Source organism: Rhizobium sp. 01L419 (assembly GCF_056400025.1).
Genome location: NZ_JBFTSM010000003.1, coordinates 527,562 through 551,375 on the forward strand (window position 1 = coordinate 527,562; position 23,814 = coordinate 551,375).

The window sequence follows — 23,814 nt, forward strand, 5'->3', positions numbered from 1 at the left end:
GCGGATGCTTTACAGGTTACGCTTCAGCCCCTCATGGCTCGCCACGAAACCGAGCTTTTCGTAGAACCGAATCGAATCCACGCGCGTCTTGTCGGATGTGAGCTGCACGAGACCGCAACCATGTTCCGCGCAGCGGGCGATCGCCCATTCGATGAATTGCGAGCCGAGCCCGGAGCCGCGATGATCCTTCGCAATGCGCACGCTTTCGATCTGGCCGCGCCACATGCCCGCTCTCGAAAGGCCGGGAAGAAAGCTCAGCTGCAGGCAGCCGATGACCCGATCAGCTTGGTCGCTTGCAACGGCGAGCAATTGGTTGGGATCCGCGTCGATTGCGGCGAAGGCTGCGAGATAGCGCGCATCTGGGGGATCCGAGACGACCTCCCGCGTGCTGCCAAGATCATCATCGGCGAGCAGTCGGATGATGTCGGCGAGATCGGATTGCCGGGCGCTTCGGAAGACGTGCATAATGGGCCTTAATGGTGCAGATCGATCGGCGCCTTGTGGAAGACGTCATCGACTGGCGGAATGGCCTGGCGCTCGATCATGCGATGAACGTGCGGCAAGCCCTCGCCGCGGTGCAGGACACGAAGCCGGTCGGTATTTTCGGCATCGGCCTGTGTGCGGCGCTGGTTGTGCCTGATATATTCAACCCAGGTCGGCGTATGATAGGTTTCCGTCCAGAGACCGGGATTCTCAAGATCGCGCATCAGCGCCCAGTTGCGGGCGCCGTCGCGGATGCGGATGCGGCGGCGCTCTTCCATCAGCGTCATGAATTCGGCCAGGTCATCATCGGCAATCTGGTAATCGACCTGGATGACGATCGGGCCGCTGCGTGGCGTGATATCGAGGCCGAGAGCTGGTTCGATGAAGCGGTTCAGCGGATCGAGATTGAGCGTGGCGAAAGCCGGCATGGAAAAGCGCAGGCCGATCACGACTCCAAACAGCAGGACCGCGGCCGACATCAGCAGGGCGTTCGAAAGACCATACCGGTCGGCGGCAACACCCCAGAGCCAACTCCCGCCGGCAATGCCGCCGAAGGTGACGGTCTGGTAAAGCGACAAAGCGCGGCCGACCACCCAGCGCGGCGTCGAAAGCTGGACGATGATATTGAAGAGCGACAGTGCCGAAACCCAGCAGGCACCGGCAACGAGCAGCCCGGCCGAGGTGAGCACGGCACTTGGGCTGAGAGCTGCAATCACGGCGCTGAATGCAAAGCCTGAAAAGGCCAGGCGGATGATCGTCTCGCTGGAGAACATGTCGCGCAGCCTGGTGCTGAGGACGGCACCACCGATCGCGCCGATGCCGAAGGCGCCGAGCATGAAACCATAGGTCAGCGGCCCGCCAGAGACGAGATCGAGCGCAACGACCGGCAGCAAAGCCTGGATGGAGCTTGCCCCGATACCGAATACCAGCCCTCTCAGGAGGATCTTTTCAAGGTTGGGCGACATGGAGACATAACGCAGGCCGGCAAAAATGGCACTGCCGAGTGTTTCGCGCGGCAGCGTCGAGGCAGGCGTACTCGGCCGCCAGCGAAATAGCACATAGAGGAGCGCAATGTAGCTCAGCGCATTCACTGCAAAGGCCGCAGCCGCACCGGCCGCCGCCACGATGGCGCCACCGATCGCCGGACCAACACTGCGGGTTATATTGAAACCCATACTGTTCAGCGTGACCGCCTCTGGCAAATCGGCGCGCGGCACCATGTCGCCGACCGAGGCCTGCCAGGAGGGATTGTTGAGCGCCGTGCCGCAGCCGATCAAAAACGTAAAGAAGAGCAGCAGTCCGGGTGTAATCCAGCCGATGATAGCGCAGGCCGTCAACAGGATCGAGACCACGAGCATTGCGGATTGCGCCGTCAGCATGATCCGGCGCCGATCATAATTGTCGGCGAGAGCGCCCGAGATCAGAGAGAACAGCATGATCGGCAGCGCGGTCGAGGTCTGGACCAGCGCAACCATATCCTCGGACGAGGTGATGACCGTCATCATCCAGGCGGCACCGACGGCCTGAATCAGGCCGCCGAAGTTCGAGGCGAGGCTTGCAAACCAGATGGTGCGGTAGGTCTCATGCCGCAAAGGCGCAAATGTCGATGAAGTATAGGCCACGCTTCCCCCCGCTTTTATCGTTATGCCTCAATAGCAATATATGCGGAAGATAAGTGCTCGCCATAGGTTAGCTCGCACCTCCAGGGGCGAAAGAGGCGGAATCGCCCCTGACCTTGCAATTTCTAAAAAACGGGACTATATGGCACTCAAATTCTTGATCGTACGATGAAGAGTGGGCCGCGAGGACCCGCTCTTTTTTATTAGCGCGATCACCCCGAATGCCAGAAATCGCAGGGAGCGCACCGCTTGTCGGATCTGACAAACGCAGACAATCAACATGAGCCGCGGCTGATTACCGAGACCGGGCTTGACCAGCGTCTCGCCGACATCATCGAACCCGTGATCGTCGACATCGGCTTCCGTCTCATTCGTGTCCGGATGCTCAATCAGAACGGCATGACGATGCAGGTCATGGCCGAGAAGAACGATGGCACGATGACCGTCGAGGACTGCGAGCAGGTCTCCATGGCGATTTCTCCTGTGCTCGATGTGGAAGATCCGGTCGATAAAGAGTATCATCTCGAAGTGTCTTCGCCGGGCATCGACCGCCCTCTGGTGCGGAAGTCCGATTTCGTTCGCTGGCAGGGCCATCTTGTGAAGTGCGAAACGTCGATCATAATCGGCAATCGTAAACGCTTCCGCGGAAAGATCGTCGAAGCGGACGCCGATGGGTTCACGATCGAACGCGATCAAGTTGCCTACGGCGAGGAGCAGAAGGTTGTCATACCCTTCACAGCGCTCAGCGATGCCAAACTTATTCTGACCGACGATCTGATCCGCGATGCACTGCGCGCCGACAAGCTGGCAAAAGCGCAGGCTGCGAACCAGAACGAAGCGGAAGACGAAGAATAACCGATCAACGTAAGCTCCAGGGACGGGAACCCGGGTAGTCAAGGACGGAGAAACAGTACAATGGCAGTCAGTGCAAACCGGCTCGAACTTCTGCAGATCGCAGATGCAGTGGCGCGCGAAAAGGTCATCGACCGCGAGATCGTGCTTGCCGCGATGGCCGATGCCATCCAGAAGGCGGCGCGTTCCCGTTACGGTACCGAATCCAATATCCGCGCCGACATCAACCCGAAGACCGGTGAAATCCGCCTGCAGCGCCTGCTCGAAGTCGTCGAGAAGGCCGAGGACTATTCCACACAGATCCCGCTGGAGCTTGCTCGCGACCGCAACCCGGATGCCGCCATCGGCGACTTCATCGCCGATCCGCTGCCGCCGATGGATTTCGGCCGCATCGCCGCACAGTCTGCCAAGCAGGTGATCGTGCAGAAGGTGCGCGAAGCCGAGCGTGACCGCCAGTTCGACGAATTCAAGGATCGCACCGGCGAAATCGTCAACGGCACGGTCAAGCGCGTCGAATACGGCAATGTCATTGTCGACCTCGGCCGTGGCGAAGGCATCATCCGCCGCGACGAAATGATCCCGCGCGAAAACGTGCGCTATGGCGATCGTGTCCGTGCATACGTATATGATGTCCGTCGCGAACAGCGCGGCCCGCAGATTTTCCTGTCGCGCACGCATCCGCAGTTCATGGTGAAGCTCTTCACGATGGAAGTGCCGGAAATTTACGACGGCATCATCCAGGTGAAATCGGTTGCCCGCGATCCGGGTTCACGCGCCAAGATCGCCGTCATCTCGAACGATAGCTCGATCGATCCGGTCGGCGCCTGCGTCGGTATGCGTGGTTCGCGCGTCCAGGCGGTCGTCGGCGAGCTCCAGGGCGAGAAGATCGACATCATTCCCTGGTCGCAGGACCCGGCGACCTTCGTCGTCAACGCCCTGCAGCCGGCTGAAGTCGCCAAGGTCGTTCTCGACGAGGATGCGGAGCGCATCGAAGTGGTCGTTCCGGATGAGCAGCTTTCGCTCGCCATCGGCCGCCGCGGCCAGAACGTCCGTCTCGCTTCGCAGCTGACGGGCTGGGACATCGACATCATGACGGAAGCGGAAGAATCCGAGCGCCGTCAGAAGGAATTCAACGAGCGCACCAACCTCTTCATGGACTCGCTCGACGTCGACGAGATGGTCGGCCAGGTTCTGGCTTCGGAAGGCTTCGCCGCCGTCGAGGAACTGGCTTATGTCGATCTCGACGAAATCTCTTCGATCGACGGTTTCGACGAGGATACGGCGCAGGAAATCCAGACCCGCGCCCGCGAATTCCTCGAGAAGCTCGAGGCCGAAATGGACGAGAAGCGCAAGGCGCTGGGTGTTGAAGACGAGCTGCGCCAGATCGAAGGCATTACTGCCCAGATGATGGTCGCGCTCGGCGAAGACGGCATCAAGACGATCGAAGACTTTGCAGGCTGTGCAGCGGACGATCTCGTGGGCTGGACCGAACGCAAGAACGGCGAAACGAAGAAGTTCGAGGGTCTGTTCTCGAAGTTCGACATTTCGCGTGTCGAAGCCGAACAGATGGTCGTGCAGGCTCGCCTGATTGCCGGCTGGATTACTGAAGAAGACCTTGCGAAGGGTGCTGAGGCTGTCGAGGCCGATGCTGCCGAGCAGGACGCATAATGACGCTGAAGCCGGACACATCTCCTGAGGACGACGATCTTGCAGGTTACGACGTGAACGGCCGCATGTGCATCGTGACACGCGAAAGCGGATCGCCGGACGAGTTGATCCGCTTCGTGGCCGCCCCTGACGGGACGGTGGTGCCAGATCTGAAACGCGAGCTGCCGGGACGCGGCTGCTGGGTGAAGATCGACCGGTCACTGGTCGAAAGGGCGGTGGCGAAGAAACTCTTCGCCCGCGCGCTCAAGACCGATGTGAAGGCAGCCGAGGACCTCGGCGAGCGTGTGGAGCGGCTGTTTCTGCTGCAGCTCTTGCAGATGATGAACATGGCGCGCAAAGCGGGCCAACTCGTCACCGGCTCGGCCAAGGTGGATGCCGCGATCCGCAGCGGAGCTGCGCTGGCGGTGTTCCATTCGACGGATGCCGCCGCCGATGGAGTGAGAAAAATTGACCAGGCCCGCAAGGCCTGGCACCTCGGAATGGAAACCGAGGATGAAATACCTTCCTTCCGTCTCTTCTCGGAGAGCGAAATGGAAGGGGTGATGGGCCAGAATGCTTTTATCCATGCCGCAGTGCTTGCAGGGCAGGCAGGTGAGGGTGTAGTGAAGCGCGCAAAGATGCTCGAACAGTACCGTAGCGGCGGTCAGTCCCGGGCACCGGGCGGCGCTGGCCAGCAAAAACAATGATGCGGTCACCGGCGCAAGCCGGCCGCAATATCATTGATCGATTTTATGTGATTGACAGGGTGTGATGGTCTCATCGTTCCCTGTCCGAAGGAACGGGAACGAATGACCGACAGCAACGACGACAAGACAATCAGCGCAACGGGGAAGAAGACCCTCACCCTGAAGCCTTCAGGGATGAGCCAGGGTACCGTTCGCCAGGATATGGGTCGCGGTCGCACGAAGGCGGTCGTCGTCGAGACCCGCAAGCGGCGCCCGATGCGCCCCGAAGACGAAAAGCCGATAACACCTGCTCCCGCAGCTCTAGTGCGCGCGCCCGAACCGGCGCCGGCACCCGTGCAGGCTCGCCCGCAGCAGTCGGCTCCGGCCCCGCGCATTCAACAGCCCGGCGGCCAGAACAACCAGCGCCCGCAGCAGACCAACCAGCGTCCGCAGCAATCCTACCAGCCGCAGCGCCAGCAGGATCGTCCGCGCCCCGTGGTGCTGAACCATCTTTCGCCCGAGGAAATGGACGCCCGCCGCCGAGCGCTTGCCGAAGCGCAGGCTCGTGACGCGCAGGATGCCATCCGTCGCGCGGAGGATGAAAAGCGCCGCGCCGCAGAAGAGGTCGTACGCCAGGCCGCAGAAGCGGAAGAAGCCAAGCTGCGCGCCGCCGAAGAGGCTGTCCGCCAGGCTGAGGCCGCAGCAGCAGCCCTGGCCGAACCACCCGCCGCTCCTGTAGCAGAAGCACGTGTTGAAACTCCGCGTCCGCAGCAGGCGGCGCCGGCATCCGCGCCGGCCGCTCGTCGTACGGAAACCGCGCCGTCGCCCTCGACCGCCCGGCCGGCACCTGGTACGCCGGCAGGTGTGCGTGGTCGCCGTGGTGAAGGCGAAGAGGAAGACCGCGGCGCTGCTTCGCGCAGCAGTCCGGTGCGCGGCCGTCCGGTTCGTCCGGAGCCCGCAAAGCCGGTGACAACCCGCCCGAAGAGCGAAGAAGATCGCCGTCGCGGCAAGCTGACTGTGACCACGGCAAACGTCGATGACGACGGAAATGCACGTGGGCGCTCGCTTTCGGCCATGCGCCGCCGGCAGGAAAAATTCCGCCGCAGCCAGATGCAGGAAACGCGCGAGAAGATCACTCGCGAGGTCCAACTGCCTGAAACCATCACCATTCAGGAACTGTCGCAGCGCATGTCTGAACGTGCCGTCGACGTCATCAAGTACCTGATGAAGGAAGGCCAGATGATGAAGCCGGGCGACGTCATCGACGCCGACCTCGCTGAACTGATCGCCGGTGAATTCGGCCATACCGTCAGACGCGTATCCGAATCCGACGTCGAACTCGGCATCTTCAACCTGTCCGACGAGCAGGGCGAACTGGTTTCACGCCCGCCTGTCGTTACCATCATGGGCCACGTCGACCACGGCAAGACATCGCTGCTCGACGCCATCCGCCATGCCAACGTGGTCTCCGGCGAAGCCGGTGGCATCACGCAGCATATCGGCGCCTATCAGGTGGAGCAGAACGGCCAGAAGATCACCTTCATCGATACTCCCGGTCACGCGGCCTTTACGGCGATGCGTGCCCGTGGTGCGCAGGCTACCGATATCGCGATCCTGGTGGTCGCGGCTGACGATAGCGTGATGCCGCAGACGATCGAATCCATCAACCACGCCAAGGCGGCCGGTGTTCCGATCATCGTGGCGATCAACAAGGTCGACAAGCACGAGGCCGATCCGCAGAAGGTTCGCAACCAGCTTCTGCAGCACGAAGTCTTCGTGGAATCCATGGGCGGTGAAGTGCTCGACGTCGAAGTCTCGGCCAAGACCGGCAAGAACCTCGACAAGCTGCTCGAGGCAATCCTGCTGCAGGCCGAAATTCTCGACCTCAAGGCCAATCCGAACAGGACGGCTGAAGGTACTGTCATCGAAGCCCAGCTCGACCGCGGTCGTGGTGCGGTTGCGACAGTGCTTGTCCAGAAGGGTACCTTGCGTCCGGGTCAGATCATCGTTGCCGGCGACGTATGGGGCCGTGTGCGCGCCCTGGTCACCGATAAGGGCGACCATGTGAAGGAAGCCAGTCCGGCGACCCCGGTCGAGGTTCTCGGTCTTTCCGGCACGCCGCAGGCAGGCGACAAATTCGCCGTCGTCGAGAATGAAAGCCGCGCCCGCGAAATCTCGGAGTATCGTCAGCGTCTCGCCCGCGACAAGGCGGCTGCCCGCCTGTCGGGACAGCGCGGTTCGCTGGAACAGATGATGACGCAGCTCCAGTCCACCGGCGTCAAGGAATTCCCGCTGGTCATCAAGGGCGACGTGCAGGGCTCGATCGAAGCGATTGCCGGCGCATTGGACAAGCTCGGTACCGACGAGGTTCGTGCCCGCATCGTTCATTCGGGTGCAGGCGGTATCACCGAGTCCGACATCTCGCTCGCCGAAGCATCGAACGCTGCCATCATCGGCTTCAACGTGCGTGCGAATGCGCAGGCACGCCAGTTCGCCGAACGTGAGGGGATCGAGATCCGCTACTATAACATCATCTACGACCTCGTGGATGACGTGAAGGCAGCGATGTCGGGTCTTCTTTCGCCGGAACGTCGCGAGACCTTCATCGGCAATGCCGAGATCCTGGAGGTGTTCAATATCACCAAGGTCGGCAAGGTCGCGGGTTGCCGCGTCGTCGAAGGCAAGGTCGAGCGTGGCGCGGGCGTCCGCCTCATCCGCGACAACGTCGTCGTGCACGAAGGCAAGCTCAAGACCCTCAAGCGCTTCAAGGACGAAGTCTCCGAAGTGCCGATGGGCCAGGAGTGCGGCATGGCCTTCGAGAACTACGAAGACATGCGTAAGGGCGACGTCATCGAGTGCTTCCGCGTCGAGCACATCACGCGCACGCTCTGATTGGGCGACGATTGAAATCTTGAACGGGCGCCGGATGATCCAGTCCGGCGCCCGATCCATTTGGGATAAAGAACAATGGCAACAAGACCCACAACCTCGGCACCCTCGCAGCGCATGCTGCGCGTCGGCGAGCAGGTTCGCGCAGCGATCACCCAGGTGCTGCAGCGCGGCGAAGTGCGCGACGACATCATCGAGGCAACCGTAATCTCGATTTCCGAAGTGCGGATGTCGCCCGACCTGAAGATCGCGACGGCCTATGTCACGCCGCTCGGCGTTTCCGACCACAGCGTCGTCATTGGTGCGCTGAACCGTAACGCGAAATTCATCCGCGGCAGGCTCGGACCGCAGCTGCGGCAGATGAAATACATGCCGGAAGTGCGCTTCCGCGACGATACAAGCTTCGACAACTACAAGAAGATCGACGAGCTGCTGCGTTCGCCCGAGGTGAGCCGCGACCTCGACAGTGACGACGAATAACAGAAGAGATTGATGTCCAGACCACGTAAACCCAAGGGCCGCCCGATTTCCGGCTGGCTGATCCTCGACAAGCCGGTGGATTTCGGCTCGACGGAAGCCGTTTCCAAGATCAAGTGGCTCTTCAAGGCGCAGAAATGCGGCCATGCCGGTACGCTCGATCCGCTCGCATCCGGCATGCTGCCGATTGCGCTGGGCGATGCCACCAAGACCGTTCCCTATGTGATGGACGGCCGCAAGATATACGAATTCACCGTCAGCTGGGGCGAAGAGCGAGCGACCGACGACCTTGAGGGCGAGGTTACGCAGAGCTCGGAGGAGCGCCCAAGCGAAGAGCAGATCCGCGAGATCCTGCCCGCCTATATCGGCACGATCAGCCAGGTTCCGCCGCAGTTCTCGGCGATTAAAATCGCCGGCGAACGCGCTTATGATCTGGCCCGCGAAGGCGAGGCGGTCGAGATCCCCTCACGCGAGGTCGAGGTTCACCGCCTGACACTTCTCGCTTGCCCGGATGCCAATACGGCGCATTTCGAGGTCGAATGCGGCAAGGGCACCTACGTGCGGGCGCTGGCCCGCGATTTCGGCCGTGAACTCGGCTGCTACGGCCATGTTTCCGGTCTGCGCCGCACTTTCGTCGCGCCCTTTGCCGAGGAGACGATGGTGCCGCTTGCAAAGCTCACGGCCCTTGAAGAAATCGAGGACATGGATGAGCGCCTTGCCGCGCTCGACGCGCTTCTGATCGACACATGCGAAGCGCTGTCGGCCCTGCCCCACCTTGTTATCAGCGATGATCAGGCACACCGGTTGAAGATGGGCAATCCGATCCTGGTTCGCGGTCGTGACGCGCCCGTTGCCGAAAGCGAGGCCTATGCGACTGCCCGTGGCCGCCTGATTGCGATCGGCGAGATCGGACAAGGCGAATTCCGGCCCAAGCGCGTTTTCGGCTGACCGCCGTTGGCCCCGCCGTAACAATGGCGGCGGTTGTCAGCCGATAGCCATGCGATATGCTCTCCCGCGGGCCATGAAGGCCCGTCAAAGGGGAAGAGTATGCGCAGAATTACAATCGGAATGCTGACGTTCTTTTCATTGTTTCTGGCGGTTGCCAGTGCTCAATCTGCCGAGCGCTGGGCTGAACTGCCGGCCTTCCCGCCCATGCCGACGCCGAAGACGAGCGGCATGACCGATGTGAACGACATCAAGATGTATTTCGCCGAATATGGCGAGGGCGACCCGATCCTCTTCATCCATGGCGGCTTGGGAAATGCCGATGTCTGGGGCCATCAGGTCGCCGATTTTGCCAAGGACCACCTTGTTATCGTTGCCGACAGCCGCGGGCATGGGCGTTCGACGCGCAGCCAGCAGCCCTTCGGCTATGACCTCATGACATCGGATTATGTGGCACTTCTCGACTATCTGAAGATCGGCAAGGTTACGCTGGTCGGCTGGTCGGACGGCGGCATCATCGGCATCGACATGGCGATGAAGAATCCGGAGAAGCTGACCCGCGTCATCGCCCAGGCGGCCAATGTCACGACCGACGGCGTGAAGGCCGACGTCATGAACAACAAGACGTTCGCCGACTACATCAACGTCGCCGGCGAATATTACAAGAAACTATCGCCGACCCCGAACGAGTACGATGCCTTCGTCAATCAGATCTCGGAAATGTGGGCAACGCAGCCCACCTGGACTGCCGCGGACCTCGGGAAGATCACGGTACCCGTCACGCTCGCCATCGGCGACCATGACGAGGCCGTAAAGCTCGATCACACGGAGATGATGGCGAAACAGATCCCTGGCGCAAAGCTCATCATCCTGAAGGATGCCAGCCATTTCGCCATGCTGCAGGATCCTGCGGGATATGATGCGATGATCCGAGACTCCATGGCGGGGCGCTGACCCGCCACCACGGAAGCCCCCTCTTTCCATCGCTGCTTATTTGGTTTATAGGCAGCGCCAGCGTCTGGGGTATCCCCCGATTGCATTCACGGCCAAAGCTGGACGACATCCCGGCTTTTGGCGACCTAGTCTCCTATTACGAAAGGATCCCCGATGTCGATCACTGCTGAGCGCAAGACTGCGCTGATCAAGGAATATGCAACCGTCGAAGGTGATACCGGTTCTCCGGAAATCCAGGTTGCGATCCTGACAGAACGCATCAATAACCTGACGGACCATTTCAAGGACCACAAGAAGGATAACCATTCCCGCCGTGGCCTGCTGACGATGGTTTCGACCCGCCGCTCGCTTCTTGACTATCTCAAGAAGAAGGATGAAGGCCGTTACTCCAAGCTGATCACCAGCCTGGGTATTCGCCGCTAAAATTCTCCGGCGGGCGCTTCCGGGCGTCCGCCGGATGTATTTCGGGACGACGCACCCGATGAAATCTTCCATCCGCGCACTATTTCCCGCGATGGAAGACCGGCGGACCCGGATGGGCCGGATCTGCCAGACCAACCGTTGACCTGTCATGGGGCAGGATTGCCGGATGCTTTCGGCCAAGGCTTCACAAGAGCTTTGGCCCGGTTTCCTTGAGGAAATCGGCCGTTCAAAGCTTCCCGTTGTCTTGCCCGTGATACGTCACATTGAATTGCGGTCGACCCTGCGCTGCTCCAGTTGGAGACGGCGCGTTGGCTGCATTGAAGGACAAGACATGTTCGATACACATACCGTAGAAATCGAGTGGGCCGGCCGCCCTCTCAAGCTCGAAACCGGCAAGATCGCCCGCCAGGCTGACGGCGCCGTTCTCGCCACCTATGGCGAAACCGTGGTTCTTGCGACCGTCGTTTCGGCCAAGGCGCCAAAGCCGGGCCAGGACTTCTTCCCGCTGACGGTCAACTACCAGGAAAAGACCTACGCAGCCGGCAAGATCCCCGGCGGCTACTTCAAGCGCGAGGGACGTCCAAGCGAAAACGAAACCCTCGTTTCCCGCCTGATCGACCGTCCGATCCGCCCGCTCTTCCCGGAAGGCTACAAGAACGACACTCAGGTCGTCGTCACCGTCGTCCAGCATGACCTTGAGAACAATCCGGACATCCTGTCGATGATCGCCACCTCGGCTGCCCTGACGCTGTCGGGCGTTCCCTTCATGGGTCCCGTCGGCGGTGCTCGCGTCGGCTACATCAACGGCGAATATGTTCTGAACCCGCATCTCGACGAAATGGACGAGTCGACCCTCGACCTCGTCGTTGCCGGTACCTACGATGCCGTTCTGATGGTTGAATCCGAAGCCAAGGAACTCAACGAAGAAGTCATGCTCGGCGCGGTCATGTTCGGCCACAAGGGCTTCCAGCCGGTTCTCGACGCGATCATCAAGCTTGCTGAAGTGGCTGCCAAGGAGCCCCGCGATTTCCAGCCGGAGGACTACTCCGAGCTGGAAGCCGAAATGCTCAAGCATTTCGAAGCTGAACTGCGCGAAGGCTACAAGATCACCCAGAAGGCCGACCGCTACGCAGCCGTCGACGCCGTCAAGGCAAAGGTCAAGGCTCACTTCTTCCCGGAAGGCGTTGAGCCGAAGTACTCTGCCGAAGTCATCGGCGCCGTCTTCAAGCACCTGCAGGCCAAGATCGTTCGCTGGAACATCCTCGACACCAAAAGCCGCATCGACGGTCGCGACCTGTCGACCGTTCGCCCGATCGTTTCGGAAGTCGGCCTCCTGCCGCGCACACATGGTTCGGCACTCTTCACCCGCGGTGAAACGCAGGCGATCGTCGTTGCCACGCTCGGCACCGGCGAAGACGAACAGTATGTCGATTCCTTGACGGGCATGTACAAGGAGCGCTTCCTGCTCCATTACAACTTCCCTCCCTACTCGGTTGGTGAGACCGGCCGCATGGGCTCCCCGGGTCGCCGTGAAATCGGCCATGGCAAGCTCGCATGGCGTGCCATCCGTCCGATACTGCCGACGCCTGAGCAGTTCCCTTACACGCTGCGCGTGGTCTCCGAGATCACCGAGTCGAACGGCTCGTCCTCGATGGCTACCGTCTGCGGCACCTCGCTCGCTCTGATGGATGCAGGTGTACCGCTCGCCAAGCCGGTTGCCGGTATCGCCATGGGCCTGATCCTGGAAGGCGACCGCTTCGCCGTCCTTTCCGACATTCTGGGTGACGAAGACCACCTCGGCGACATGGACTTCAAGGTAGCGGGTACCGCCGACGGTATCACCTCGCTGCAGATGGACATCAAGATCGCCGGTATCACCGAAGAGATCATGAAGGTCGCGCTTGGCCAGGCACAGGGCGGTCGTGCCCACATCCTCGGCGAAATGGCGAAGGCCATTACCGAAAGCCGCGGCCAGCTCGGCGAATTCGCTCCGCGCATCGAAGTCATGAACATTCCGGTCGACAAGATCCGCGAAGTCATCGGCTCGGGTGGCAAGGTCATCCGCGAAATCGTCGAAAAGACCGGCGCTAAGATCAACATCGAGGACGACGGCACCGTCAAGATCGCCTCCTCCTCGGGCAAGGAAATCGAAGCCGCCCGCAAGTGGATCCACTCGATCGTTGCCGAGCCGGAAATCGGCCAGATCTACGAAGGTACTGTTGTCAAGACCGCCGACTTCGGCGCCTTCGTCAACTTCTTCGGCGCCCGTGACGGTCTCGTCCACATCTCGCAGCTTGCTTCCGAGCGTGTCGCGAAGACACAGGATGTCGTCAAGGAAGGCGACAAGGTCTGGGTCAAGCTGCTCGGCTTCGACGAGCGCGGCAAGGTTCGCCTGTCCATGAAGGTTGTCGACCAGGCCAACGGCCAGGAAATCCCGGCTGCCGAAAAGGGCGACAAGAAGAAGGATGAAGCGGCCGAATAAGCCGCGCCTTCTCCGTTGATATTCGGGCGCGGGACTGTTTCCGCGCCCTTTTTGTATTCGACCTTTGCGCAACTGCGGATCAAAAACCGCCGCGCACTTTCCCTGGAATTGCTCCAGATGACGGGACCAGACCATGAGCCGCGAAACGCTTAAAACTCTTTTTCACCCCTTTGCCAGCGAAACAGTAGCGTCGCCCGGCGAAGGCGAGCGTGTGCTCTTCCTTGGCGCAGAGGCAGGCTTTGTACTGCCCGAGGGCTTTGCCGCGTCTCTGGCTGCCGTGCAGGGCTTCAAGCCGCTCTACAGGCAGCTTCTGGCGCAACGCGTCGAGGCAACGCCGGAGATCGACGGTGAAGACTATGATGCGGGCCTTGTGCTCTGCAACAAGCACAAGGGCGAAAACGAGGCCAATATTGCCGCTGCCCTTTCCCGCGTGAAGGCCGGCGGGCTGATCGTCGTCGCCGGCGGCAAGGAAGACGGTATCCAGCCGTTGCGCAAGCGCGTGGAAGGTTTCGGCCTCGATACCGAGCATATGCCGAAATATCATGGCGTTGCCTTCTGGTTCGGCCGGCCGGCCGATGTCAGCGAGATCGTTTCGAAGTTCGGCAAGTCGCCGGTGCGCGTCGACGGACGCTTCATTGCCTCGCCTGGCATGTTCTCGCATGATCGGCTCGATGCCGGTTCGCAGCTTCTCGCCTCACGCCTGCCGACCGATCTTACCGGCGATGTGGCTGATTTCGGCGCCGGCTGGGGCTATCTCTCCGTTGAAATGGCGCAGAAGTCTCCGAACCTTGCCCGCCTCGACCTCTACGAAGCCAGTTACGAGGCCCTGGAGGCCGCCAAGGCCAATCTGGCGGAGAACTGCCCGCACGCGCCCACACGCTTCTTCTGGCACGATGTGGCGGGCGAGCCGGTGCGGGATAAATACGATCTCGTCATCATGAACCCGCCCTTCCATGAAGGTCACGCGGCCGAGCCTTCGCTCGGCCAGGCAATGATCAAGACCGCCGCCTCTTCACTGCGCGGCGGCGGACGGCTCATGCTGGTGGCCAATCGCGGCCTGCCGTATGAACCGGTTCTTGCGGAGCATTTCAAGGACAGCGGCGAGACCTGCCGCAATGCCCGCTTCAAGGTGTTGTGGGCACGGAAATAAAAAAGGCGGCCGATGGCCGCCTTTTCTTTTTAAGCCTTGTCGGCCTTACTCGACGTCTGCCCTGCGCAGCGTCTCCAGCGTCGGCATGGAGGTAATGTTGTAGCCTGCATCCACGAAATGGATTTCGCCCGTCACACCCGTCGAGAGATCCGAAAGCAGGTACAGCGCGGAGCTGCCGACCTGATCGATGGTGACGGTCTTGCGCAGCGGCGCATTGCGCTGGTTCCACGACAGGATCGCGCGGGCATCGGAAATACCGGCGCCGGCGAGCGTGCGGATCGGGCCTGCCGAAATGGCGTTGACGCGGATGCCGCGCTGGCCGTAATCCGCCGCCAGATAGCGCACGGAGGCTTCCAGAGCGGCCTTGGCGACGCCCATGACGTTGTAGTTCGGAATGACGCGCGTGGAGCCGTTATAGGTCAGCGTCAGCATGGTGCCGCCATCTTCCATCAGCGGAGCGCAGCGCTTGGCGATCTCCGTGAAGGAGAAACAGGAAATAACCATGGTACGGCTGAAGTTCTCGCGCGTCGTATCGGCGTAGAGGCCCTTCAGCTCGTTCTTGTCGGAAAAGCCGATGGCATGGACGATGAAATCCAGCTTGCCCCAACGCTCCTTGAGCGCGTCGATGACCGTATCGACCGAAGCAATATCCTCGACATCGCAGGGTAGAATAAAATCGGAATTGACTTCGGCGGCAAGCGGCTTGACGCGCTTGCCGAGTGCATCGCCCTGGAAAGTGAAAGCCAGTTCCGCGCCCTGGGCAGCGAGCGCCTTCGAAATCCCCCAGGCGATAGAATGGTTGTTTGCGACGCCCATGATGAGGCCGCGCTTACCCTGCATGATTCCGGTCATATTGTTATCCGTTATAGCGCTGGAACACGAGCGTGGCGTTGGTGCCGCCGAAGCCGAAGGAATTGGAGAGAGCGATGTCGATCTTCGCATTGTCGATGCGTTTGCGGACGATCGGCACGCCTTCGAATTCCGGATCGAGTTCCTTGATATGCGCGCTTTCGCCGACGAAGCCTTCCTGCATCATCAGCAGGGAATAGATCGATTCCTGAACGCCGGCAGCTCCCAGCGAATGGCCCGTCAGTGACTTGGTGGACTGAATATGCGGAATCTTGTCGCCGAAAACTTCACGGATGGCGCCGATTTCCTTGCTGTCGCCGACCGGCGTCGACGTGCCGTGCGTGTTGATATAATCGACATCGCCCTTCACGGTCGCCAGCGCCTGACGCATGCAGCGAATGGCCCCTTCGCCCGAGGGTGCGACCATGTCATAGCCGTCGGAGGTCGCGCCGTAGCCGATGATTTCGGCATAGATCTTGGCACCGCGCGCCTTGGCATGTTCCAGTTCCTCGAGGACGAGCACACCGGCGCCGCCGGCGATGACGAAACCGTCACGGCTGACGTCGTAGGCGCGGGAAGCGGTATCCGGCGTGTCGTTGTACTTGGAGGACATGGCGCCCATGGCGTCGAAGAGGTTCGACATCGTCCAGTCGAGATCTTCATGGCCGCCGGCAAACATCATGTCCTGCTTGCCCCACTGGATCATTTCCACGGCGTTGCCGATGCAGTGCGCAGAGGTCGAGCAGGCAGACGAGATCGAATAGTTGACGCCGTGAATCTTGAACCAGGTGGCGAGCGTCGCGGATGCGGTCGAAGACATGGCCTTCGGCACGGCAAAGGGGCCGATGCGCTTCGGGCTGTTGTTCTTGACGGTGATCTCGGCCGCTTCGATGAGCGTGCGCGTTGACGGGCCGCCGGACCCCATGATGATGCCGACGCGCTCGTTTTCGCTGTAGTCTTTGTCTTCCAGGCCGGAATCGGCAATCGCCTGCTTCATGGCCACATGATTCCAGGCGCCGCCCTGCGAAAGGAAACGCATGGCGCGGCGGTCGACCAGTTCAGCCAGTTTCTCCGAGCCGAGCTTGGGGCTGCCCCAGACCTGGCACTTGAAGCCGTGCTCGGCGAAATCGTTGGAGAAGGAAATACCCGACTTTGCCTGCCGCAAGGATTCGGTGACTTCGGCCGCGTCGTTTCCGATCGAAGACACGATACCCAGACCCGTGACAACTACCCGTCTCATCTGCTCAAACCCTTGTTGTTTCGTGAGCCGCTCGAAATGCGGTTTTTAGGCCGTCTTATCTTTCGAGAGACCGACGCGAAGGTCGGTCGCCTGGTAAATGGTTTCGCCATCCGCCTTCAGCCAGCCGTCGGCGGTGCCGAGCACCAGACGTCCGCGCATGACACGCTTGAAGTCGATACCGTATTCAATCAGCTTCGTATGCGGACGGACCATGCCCTTGAACTTCACTTCGCCCGTCGAGAGGGCCATGCCGCGGCCCGGTTCACCGAGCCAACCCAGATAGAAACCGGTCAACTGCCACATGCCGTCAAGGCCGAGGCAGCCCGGCATGATGGGATTGCCTTCGAAATGGCAGGGGAAATACCAGTCGTCGGCACGAACATCGTATTCGGCTCGCAGATAGCCCTTGTCGAAGGCGCCACCTGTTTCAGAAATGTCCGTGATCCGATGAACCATCAGCATAGGCGGCAAAGGCAGCTGCGCATTGCCAGGCCCGAAGAGCTTGCCATGTGCGCAGGCGATAAGTTCTTCATACGAGTAGCTGGACTGTCTGGTCGTCATAAATCTCTGTTTCCCCCCGCGTTCTTGGCGATGGATGTGTGTCTTTAGTCCAAGTTCACCAGAAAATGAAGCGCAAGCATGGCGGCTTCATTTCTTGGTTCCGGACCCGGCTTGAGCCAGTATTTGGTGGTCGCATACAGGAAGGCCAAGGCCTCGACCAGACCTAATTGCGTCAAAAGCCCGTTTTTGCGGCCTTTCGAAGGTTCTTGTCCCCATTGAACTATTGAAAGGCTTTTGCGCAAAAGTTATATCGCTTGAACAAACATGATTGCTTTTCGCCAGAATAACCGGAGTTGGTGTTAATGACGGGTGAAGCCCCGATCGCCATTGAGGTCAGGCTGCGCAGTGCAGGCCTGCGTCCCACCCGCCAGCGCGTTGCGCTTGGCGATCTCCTGTTTGCCAAGGGCGACCGGCACTTGACCGTCGAAGAACTGCACGAGGAAGCGGTTACTGCCGGCGTGCCGGTGTCGCTCGCGACGATCTACAATACGCTTCACCAGTTCACGGAAGCCGGCCTGATCCGCGTTCTCGCCGTCGAGAGCGCCAGGACCTATTTCGACACCAATGTCTCCGATCACCATCACTTTTTCGTCGAAGGCGAAAACGAGGTGCTCGATATTCCGATCAGCAATTTGACCATCGCCAATCTGCCGTCGCCGCCCGAGGGCATGGAAATCGCCCATGTCGACGTGGTGATCCGTCTACGGCAGAAGCAGAGCTGATTTTCACATCACATCGTCAGGATGCCGGCCGGGCATGTGCTTGTAGGTCGGGAATGTCCAGCCGAACCACAGGGCGCCGCCGCGCACCGCGAAGGCTGCCGCGACCCCGCAGGCCGATGCGATGTAGAGCTCGGCGCCAAGCGCATTGACGCCGGTAAAGACGCCAGACCCCACCAGGGCCGCCGTCACGTAGATTTCCGGGCGCAGCAGCACGGACGGTTCATTTGCCAGGAGATCACGCAGGATGCCGCCAAAGGTTGCCGTGAGCGCACCGGTGACAATGGCGATCGTCGGCGAGCCGGTGGCGGCCAGCCCCTTGGCGGCGCCGAGCACGCAATAGGCGGCAAGACCGACCGCATCGAGCCAGATCAGGAGGCGATAGCGCGATTCCAGGAGATGGGCGGTAAAGAAGACGACGACACCCGCAATACAGCAGATGACGATATAGAAAGGGTTCAAGACCCAGAAGACCGGCACGCGGCCGAGAATGATATCGCGCACGGTGCCGCCGCCCGTCCCCGTGACGATCGCGAAAAACAGGAAACCGATCAGGTCGAGCTGCTTGCGCGAGGCGGCCAGCGCGCCGGTTGCGGCAAAGAGGGCAATGCCGGCGTAATCGAGATAGACGAGCAATGACATCGAGGCCTCCAGACCGGCGGAACGAGGCACACTGAATCATTGCGGCAAGGGCGGCGCAAGGCGGCGCATACAGAATGGAAGGCCAGAGAGCCTTTATCCATAAGAGGAAAGCCGTGAAGCTGCTGCCCGTACTCCTGAACGTCATTTTGCTGCTGGTCATGCCGGTTGCGGCCTTTGCACAGCAATCGCTGATCTCCGACCCGGAGATCTACGAGAAGAAGCATTTCCAGGAAAAGTGCACGGAAGCATCCTTCGGTGACGGCTTCCTCATCCGCCAGGATATCAATAATGACGGGCTCATGGATGTCGTCATTAACGAGGGCGAACTCACCTGTGACGGCCAGAAGGGTCCGCAGTGCAATGAAGACGGTTGCACCTATAATTTCTATCTGCAGGTGGCTGAAGGCGGCTACTTCATGATCGCGACCGCGCAGATCTTCGGCTACGACTTCGTGCAGCGCTTCGGCAACATGGTACTCGCCATGAAAATGAGCCCGCGCTTCTGCGACCGTACCGGCGGCGACCCGTGCATAGTCACCACCCGCGTGCGCGGCACGAAGTTCGTTACCATTTCCAAGAAATAGTCCTCAGCTCGGAAAGAGCAGCGTGGTGCGGCCGGCGAGGTAGTAACCGACGAGGCCGTACCATTCGCGAAGGGCGGTCCCGAAGTTTTGGGCGTTCAAGCTCGGCTGGGTAAAATCCAGGCCGAGGCTGACATTGCCGGTCGTGCGATAATCCGTTGGCCAAGGCACGATAGCGATGCCGAGTTTGCGGAAGAGGCCAACCGAGCGCGGCATGTGGAAGGCCGAGGTGATCAGCAGGCAATTCGAGAGGCCCTGCTGCGCCAGAAATTCCCTGGTGTTAACAGCGTTTTCGTAGGTCGTACGCGACTGCGTTTCCTCGACGAGACGCTCTTTGCCGATGCCGAAGATCGGGAAGAAGCGTTTGGAAGCGGCCGCGTCCCCTTCATAGGTTCCAGAGAGCGACCCGTCGCCACCCGACACCAGGATGCGGGATTGCGGATATTTCTGCGCCAAACGTAGCGCTTCGATAAAGCGGTCCGCACCATCGGCGAACTCGATCCCGTGACGAGCGGTATTCACGTCGTTCTCAAATGCGCCGCCGAGCACGATCATGCATTTGACGTCGTCAGGATCGCTGCCCGGCTTCGGGAAACGTTCCTCCAGCCCCTGCAGCAGATAGTTGCCTGATGTCGTAAAGAGCGTGACGAAAAGGATGATGACCGCCCCCGCTGCGCCGAGTGCACTGAAAATACGCCAACGCAATAGCCCGGCGATCAGGGCAAGCAGAGCGCAGAAAAAAGCCAGCGACAGAGGCTGGCCAAAGATCCAGACGAGCTTGGAAAATACGAACACGTTCAACTCCTCGCCAGGTAGCGTCTGGCCTTCCTACCCGATTCGAGAGCGATCGCAATGATTGCCGTTACCTGGCGCGCGCCGGATGTGGTTGGGGAGTTGCGATCTTTTGATTGAACCGCCGCTGCAGCGGGCGGGGAATGAACAGGGCCGCAATCGCCAGCGCCATTGCGAAAACGGAAACCAGCCACAGCGCCTGCGCGCCCACAAGATGCGTCATGAGAGCTCCGCTGATGGCGCCGAGCACCATGCCGCCCCATGGCACGACCTGGATCGTCCAGTCGAGGCGCCGGTCGCCGATGATCCAGCGGCCTATGCCGCGGCCGAAGCGCGAGAGCGCGCCGGTCACATAGGTCAGACCGATCGGCAGGCCCTCTATATGCTCGACCGCGGCATTCACCATGCCCATAGCAAGCACGATCAAATAGAAGCGTGGCATCAGCAGATCCTGCAGCGTCATCATCGAGGCGAGCGCCAGCATGAGGCTGACGCAGCAGAGCACCACGAAGATACGCCGCACGGCGCGGTGAGCGACGACGATACCGGCGGCATTTCCCAGCACGAAGACGATGATGGCCGACACGAGCACGGCGGCATGCCTGATGTCGCCACTGCTCAGCGCAAGGGCCGCCCGTGTCGTATTGCCGGTCATGAAGGAAACGAAGTCGCCGGTCAAAAGCAGGCCAGTCGCATCCGTCATTCCAGCCAGAAAGGAGATCGAGCCAACCAGCGCCAGCCCGGTTGTGGTCCTGCGGGTTCTGATGATGCGGCGGCGTCTTGCTCGTGTCATGGGTTCTGGTCCGGGAAGCCCCGAATCGGCAGGCTTCGACGACAGATATGAAAACCCGTTTTTAGCTGTTGGCAAACCGACAACTGAGCAATCGCTGACAAATGTCAGTTATGCTGACCTGAAATACCCATTAAAATGTATTCGGAGAAGTTTGGTGGAGCTAAGCGGGATCGAACCGCTGACCTCTTGCATGCCATGCAAGCGCTCTCCCAGCTGAGCTATAGCCCCATCAGGGTGGTCCAGCTTGCGCCGGTCCTGGGATACTCCGGAGGCGTTTCCTCTGGAGTGGCGGCTTATTACTTGCGGTTTTCGCAGATGGCAAGCCTAAAAAATCCGGCCCGGAATATTTTTGTCATCCGGGCCGATATTCGTCCGATCAGACTTCGTCTTCGTCGCCGGTGACGCCGATGATGTCGCTCATGTCGTCATCTTCGTCATCTTCATCAACTTCGAGGAAAGTATCGTCGTCATCGCCTTCGACTTCGACATCGTCGTCGCCGATATCAGGGATATCGTCGCCGGAAGCGGCATCATCGGCGTCTTCAAGCGAAACCAGTTCGACTTCGGTGTTTTCGGTATCGACTTCGGCAACCTCGTCATCATCCTGAACTTCGGCGAGTGCCGAGGTTTCCTGGAAGAAGGACAGGGGATAGGATTTGCCGGTATAAGGGGAGACGATCGGATCCCGGTTCAGATCGTAGAACTTCTTGCCGGTTTCCGGATCAGTGCGCTTTGTACCAAGTTCCGCTTTCGCCACTATAAGCCTCGTGAGAATGGCCGAATGAGAAATTCGGCAAATGCCGTCAAACCGGCGTTCTATTCGGAATTTATAAGCCGGTCCCCATAATCGCTACGGCTTCCTATGTCAAAGCTAAACTTCATAGGGCACTTCAGGCTTTTCGCGGCCATTCCGGATGACCGTTCGGCAAGTTTGTGCTAACCAGCCGCGATTGCCGCAAGGCCGGTCGGAAAAACACCCCGGAACCGGGGCGTAAGCGATCTGAATGTATTGCCTTTGCAAAGGGTTAACCCATGTCGCAGGGTTTCGCATCGAAGCCGGCCCTCACTCGCAAATCCTCCGGCCTTTCCGGAACCGTCCGTATTCCGGGCGACAAGTCGATCTCGCATCGCGCTTTCATGCTCGGCGGACTGGCATCGGGGGAAACGCGCATCACCGGGCTCCTCGAAGGCGAGGATGTGTTGAATACCGGCAAGGCGATGCAGGCCATGGGCGCCATAATCCGTCAGGATGGCGACGCGTGGATCATCAACGGAACAGGCAATGGCGCATTGCTTGCACCTGAAGTACCGCTCGATTTCGGCAATGCCGGCACCGGCGCGCGCCTGACCATGGGCCTTGCTGGCGTCTACGACTTCGACACAGTCTTCACCGGCGACGCCTCGCTCTCTCGGCGGCCGATGGGCCGCGTGCTCGATCCCTTGCGCAGGATGGGCGTGCAGGTGAAGGCCATGGAGGGTGACCGCCTACCGGTCATGCTGCGTGGGCCTGAAACGCCGGCTCCGATCCACTACACCCTGCCCGTGGCCTCCGCGCAGGTGAAATCGGCGGTATTGCTGGCCGGCCTCAATATACCGGGTGTGACGACGGTCATCGAGCCGGCGATTACGCGCGACCATACGGAAAGGATGCTGATCGGCTTCGGCGCGGACCTATCCGTGGAGACCGACACGCACGGCACGCGGACGATCCGGCTGCAAGGCCGCGGCAAGTTGACCGGACAGACCATCGACGTACCCGGCGATCCCTCCTCTGCCGCTTTCCCGCTCGTCGCGGCTTTGCTGGTGCCGGGCTCGGACATCACCATTTCCAATGTGCTGATGAATCCGACCAGAACCGGGCTGATCCTGACGCTGCAGGAAATGGGCGCCCATATCGAAATCCTCAATCCACGCTTTACGGGCGGCGAGGATGTTGCTGATCTGCGCGCGCGCCATTCCGAGCTGACCGGCGTCACCGTGCCGGCAGGGCGGGCACCTTCGATGATCGATGAATATCCGGTTCTTGCCGTCGCCGCCGCCTTCGCCAAGGGCCGGACGGTCATGAATGGCCTGCAGGAACTGCGGGTCAAGGAGTCCGACCGGCTCTCAGCCGTCGCGGAAGGGCTGAAGCTCAACGGCGTCGAATGCGAGGAAGGCAAGGATTGGCTTTCCGTCACCGGCAGGCCGGATGGCAAGGGGCTCGGTTGTGCCGCAAGTGAGCGGGTAAGCACACATCTCGACCATCGCGTCGCCATGAGCTTCCTTGTCATGGGGCTGGCTTCGGAGCATCCTGTCGGCATTGACGACAGCAGTATGATCGCAACCAGCTTTCCGCAGTTCATGGCTCTGATGGAGAGCCTTGGGGCGAAGATCGAGTAGGCCTGACATGTACCAGCCACCACATTTCCGCGAGGAAGACCTTGGCATACAGCATGCGCTGATCCGCGCCCATCCGCTTGGCCTGCTGATTACGGCGGGCAATTCCGGGCTTATCGCCAATTCTGTGCCCTTCCATCTCGATGCCGAGGCCTCTGAGAAGGGAATGCTGCGGCTGCATCTGGCACGGGCGAACGGGCAGTGGCGCGATATCGCGGCCGGCGCGCCGGTGCTTGCCGTCTTCCAGGGCGCCAATTCCTATGTCACGCCATCCTGGTACAAGACCAAAGCAGAGACCGGCAAAGTCGTGCCGACCTGGAACTATGCGATCGTGCAGGCGCGCGGGGCCGCCCGGGTGATCGAGGACGAAGGCTGGCTGCTTTCGCAGATCAACGCAATTACCTGCGAACAGGAAGGCCAGCGCGCAAAGCCCTGGTCGGTCGGTGATGCGCCTGACGATTTCATCCGTGCCCAACTCAAGGGCATCATCGGCGTCGAAATCGAGATCGCCGAGATCGAGGGCAAGTGGAAGGTGAGCCAGAACCGACCTATCGCCGACCGCGAAGGTGTTGCCAAGGGCCTGGACGAGATGGCAGAGCAGGCCGAAATGCAGGAACTGGTGCGCCGCTACGGCGGCCTTGGCACGGAATGAAC

The 23,814-nt window shown here is 60.6% G+C and carries 23 protein-coding genes and 1 tRNA gene; 14 read left to right on the forward strand and 10 right to left on the reverse strand.

The window, feature by feature from the left end; all coding sequences use genetic code 11:
* Positions 1-9: 9 nt before the first annotated feature.
* Both AC1DUP_RS09630 and AC1DUP_RS09635 read right to left on the reverse strand, forming a co-directional pair.
* A complete protein-coding gene (locus AC1DUP_RS09630) occupies positions 10-465 on the reverse strand; it encodes an N-acetyltransferase family protein (RefSeq protein WP_477832524.1) in 456 nt (151 codons plus the stop codon).
* 8 nt (positions 466-473) lie between these two features.
* Positions 474-2,105 (reverse strand): MFS transporter, encoded by a 1,632-nt coding sequence (locus tag AC1DUP_RS09635; RefSeq protein WP_113307175.1) that lies wholly within the window; start codon positions 2,103-2,105, stop codon positions 474-476.
* 246 nt (positions 2,106-2,351) lie between these two features.
* Between AC1DUP_RS09635 and rimP the strand changes: the two genes are divergently transcribed.
* From rimP to AC1DUP_RS09685, 10 genes are all read left to right on the forward strand, one after another.
* Positions 2,352-2,957, forward strand: a complete 606-nt coding sequence (rimP, locus tag AC1DUP_RS09640; RefSeq protein ID WP_113307174.1) for a ribosome maturation factor RimP — start codon at positions 2,352-2,354, stop codon at positions 2,955-2,957.
* Positions 2,958-3,017: 60 nt separating this feature from the next.
* Entirely contained in the window at positions 3,018-4,622 is a 1,605-nt protein-coding gene (gene nusA / locus AC1DUP_RS09645) for a transcription termination factor NusA (protein WP_113298100.1), read from the forward strand.
* Positions 4,622-5,308 carry an RNA-binding protein gene (locus tag AC1DUP_RS09650; protein ID WP_113307173.1) on the forward strand — a complete coding sequence of 229 codons (687 nt, stop codon included), beginning with the start codon at positions 4,622-4,624 and terminating at the stop codon, positions 5,306-5,308. The genes nusA and AC1DUP_RS09650 overlap by 1 nt, the downstream gene beginning before the upstream one ends.
* A 102-nt stretch (positions 5,309-5,410) precedes the next feature.
* Entirely contained in the window at positions 5,411-8,179 is a 2,769-nt protein-coding gene (infB, locus tag AC1DUP_RS09655) for a translation initiation factor IF-2 (RefSeq protein ID WP_477832525.1), read from the forward strand.
* Between the two features lie 75 nt (positions 8,180-8,254).
* Entirely contained in the window at positions 8,255-8,656 is a 402-nt protein-coding gene (rbfA, locus tag AC1DUP_RS09660) for a 30S ribosome-binding factor RbfA (protein ID WP_113307171.1), read from the forward strand.
* A 12-nt stretch (positions 8,657-8,668) separates the two neighbouring features.
* On the forward strand, positions 8,669-9,601 hold the full coding sequence (truB, locus tag AC1DUP_RS09665; protein ID WP_113298096.1) for a tRNA pseudouridine(55) synthase TruB: 933 nt from the start codon (positions 8,669-8,671) through the stop codon (positions 9,599-9,601).
* Between the two features lie 99 nt (positions 9,602-9,700).
* Positions 9,701-10,552, forward strand: coding sequence for an alpha/beta fold hydrolase (locus AC1DUP_RS09670; RefSeq protein WP_477832526.1), 852 nt, complete (start codon positions 9,701-9,703; stop codon positions 10,550-10,552).
* A 153-nt stretch (positions 10,553-10,705) separates the two neighbouring features.
* A complete protein-coding gene (gene rpsO, locus AC1DUP_RS09675; protein WP_113298094.1) occupies positions 10,706-10,975 on the forward strand; it encodes a 30S ribosomal protein S15 in 270 nt (89 codons plus the stop codon).
* Between the two features lie 331 nt (positions 10,976-11,306).
* Positions 11,307-13,457 carry a polyribonucleotide nucleotidyltransferase gene (gene pnp / locus AC1DUP_RS09680; protein ID WP_477832527.1) on the forward strand — a complete coding sequence of 717 codons (2,151 nt, stop codon included), beginning with the start codon at positions 11,307-11,309 and terminating at the stop codon, positions 13,455-13,457.
* Positions 13,458-13,590: 133 nt separating this feature from the next.
* Entirely contained in the window at positions 13,591-14,607 is a 1,017-nt protein-coding gene (locus AC1DUP_RS09685) for a class I SAM-dependent methyltransferase (protein ID WP_477832528.1), read from the forward strand.
* Positions 14,608-14,652: 45 nt separating this feature from the next.
* Here the strand turns inward: AC1DUP_RS09685 and fabI are convergent, their stop codons facing one another.
* Genes fabI through fabA form a run of 3 tightly spaced genes read right to left on the reverse strand, consistent with a single transcriptional unit; the run spans position 14,653 to position 17,257 of the window.
* Positions 14,653-15,459: an enoyl-ACP reductase FabI gene (fabI, locus tag AC1DUP_RS09690; RefSeq protein WP_113307167.1), complete on the reverse strand. Its 807-nt coding sequence runs from the start codon at positions 15,457-15,459 to the stop codon at positions 14,653-14,655.
* Between the two features lie 4 nt (positions 15,460-15,463).
* Complete coding sequence (gene fabB, locus AC1DUP_RS09695; protein WP_113298090.1) at positions 15,464-16,696, reverse strand: beta-ketoacyl-ACP synthase I; 1,233 nt, start codon at positions 16,694-16,696, stop codon at positions 15,464-15,466.
* A 45-nt stretch (positions 16,697-16,741) separates the two neighbouring features.
* Positions 16,742-17,257 carry a 3-hydroxyacyl-[acyl-carrier-protein] dehydratase FabA gene (gene fabA, locus AC1DUP_RS09700; RefSeq protein ID WP_477832529.1) on the reverse strand — a complete coding sequence of 172 codons (516 nt, stop codon included), beginning with the start codon at positions 17,255-17,257 and terminating at the stop codon, positions 16,742-16,744.
* A 302-nt stretch (positions 17,258-17,559) separates the two neighbouring features.
* Between fabA and irrA the strand changes: the two genes are divergently transcribed.
* Positions 17,560-17,979 (forward strand): iron response transcriptional regulator IrrA, encoded by a 420-nt coding sequence (irrA, locus tag AC1DUP_RS09705; RefSeq protein WP_477832530.1) that lies wholly within the window; start codon positions 17,560-17,562, stop codon positions 17,977-17,979.
* Positions 17,980-17,982: 3 nt separating this feature from the next.
* On the opposite strand, the gene AC1DUP_RS09710 is transcribed toward irrA, so the two are convergent.
* Entirely contained in the window at positions 17,983-18,618 is a 636-nt protein-coding gene (locus tag AC1DUP_RS09710) for a trimeric intracellular cation channel family protein (protein WP_007814141.1), read from the reverse strand.
* A 74-nt stretch (positions 18,619-18,692) separates the two neighbouring features.
* Here AC1DUP_RS09710 and AC1DUP_RS09715 point away from each other — a divergent pair, with 74 nt between their 5' ends.
* A complete protein-coding gene (locus tag AC1DUP_RS09715; protein ID WP_113307165.1) occupies positions 18,693-19,202 on the forward strand; it encodes a hypothetical protein in 510 nt (169 codons plus the stop codon).
* Positions 19,203-19,205: 3 nt separating this feature from the next.
* On the opposite strand, the gene AC1DUP_RS09720 is transcribed toward AC1DUP_RS09715, so the two are convergent.
* The 4 genes from AC1DUP_RS09720 to AC1DUP_RS09735 form a co-directional block, all read right to left on the reverse strand.
* Positions 19,206-19,994 (reverse strand): YdcF family protein, encoded by a 789-nt coding sequence (locus tag AC1DUP_RS09720; RefSeq protein WP_113507288.1) that lies wholly within the window; start codon positions 19,992-19,994, stop codon positions 19,206-19,208.
* Positions 19,995-20,061: 67 nt separating this feature from the next.
* Positions 20,062-20,784, reverse strand: coding sequence for a YoaK family protein (locus tag AC1DUP_RS09725; RefSeq protein WP_477832531.1), 723 nt, complete (start codon positions 20,782-20,784; stop codon positions 20,062-20,064).
* A gap of 152 nt (positions 20,785-20,936) precedes the next feature.
* A tRNA-Ala gene (locus tag AC1DUP_RS09730) sits at positions 20,937-21,012 on the reverse strand.
* Between the two features lie 148 nt (positions 21,013-21,160).
* Complete coding sequence (locus tag AC1DUP_RS09735; protein WP_113298069.1) at positions 21,161-21,541, reverse strand: TIGR02300 family protein; 381 nt, start codon at positions 21,539-21,541, stop codon at positions 21,161-21,163.
* A 275-nt stretch (positions 21,542-21,816) separates the two neighbouring features.
* On the opposite strand from AC1DUP_RS09735, the gene aroA reads away from it, so the two are divergent.
* Together aroA and AC1DUP_RS09745 are read left to right on the forward strand one after the other, a co-directional pair.
* Positions 21,817-23,163 (forward strand): 3-phosphoshikimate 1-carboxyvinyltransferase, encoded by a 1,347-nt coding sequence (gene aroA, locus AC1DUP_RS09740; RefSeq protein ID WP_477832532.1) that lies wholly within the window; start codon positions 21,817-21,819, stop codon positions 23,161-23,163.
* A 7-nt stretch (positions 23,164-23,170) separates the two neighbouring features.
* Complete coding sequence (locus tag AC1DUP_RS09745) at positions 23,171-23,812, forward strand: FMN-binding negative transcriptional regulator (protein WP_477832533.1); 642 nt, start codon at positions 23,171-23,173, stop codon at positions 23,810-23,812.
* The last annotated feature ends 2 nt before the right edge of the window (positions 23,813-23,814 follow it).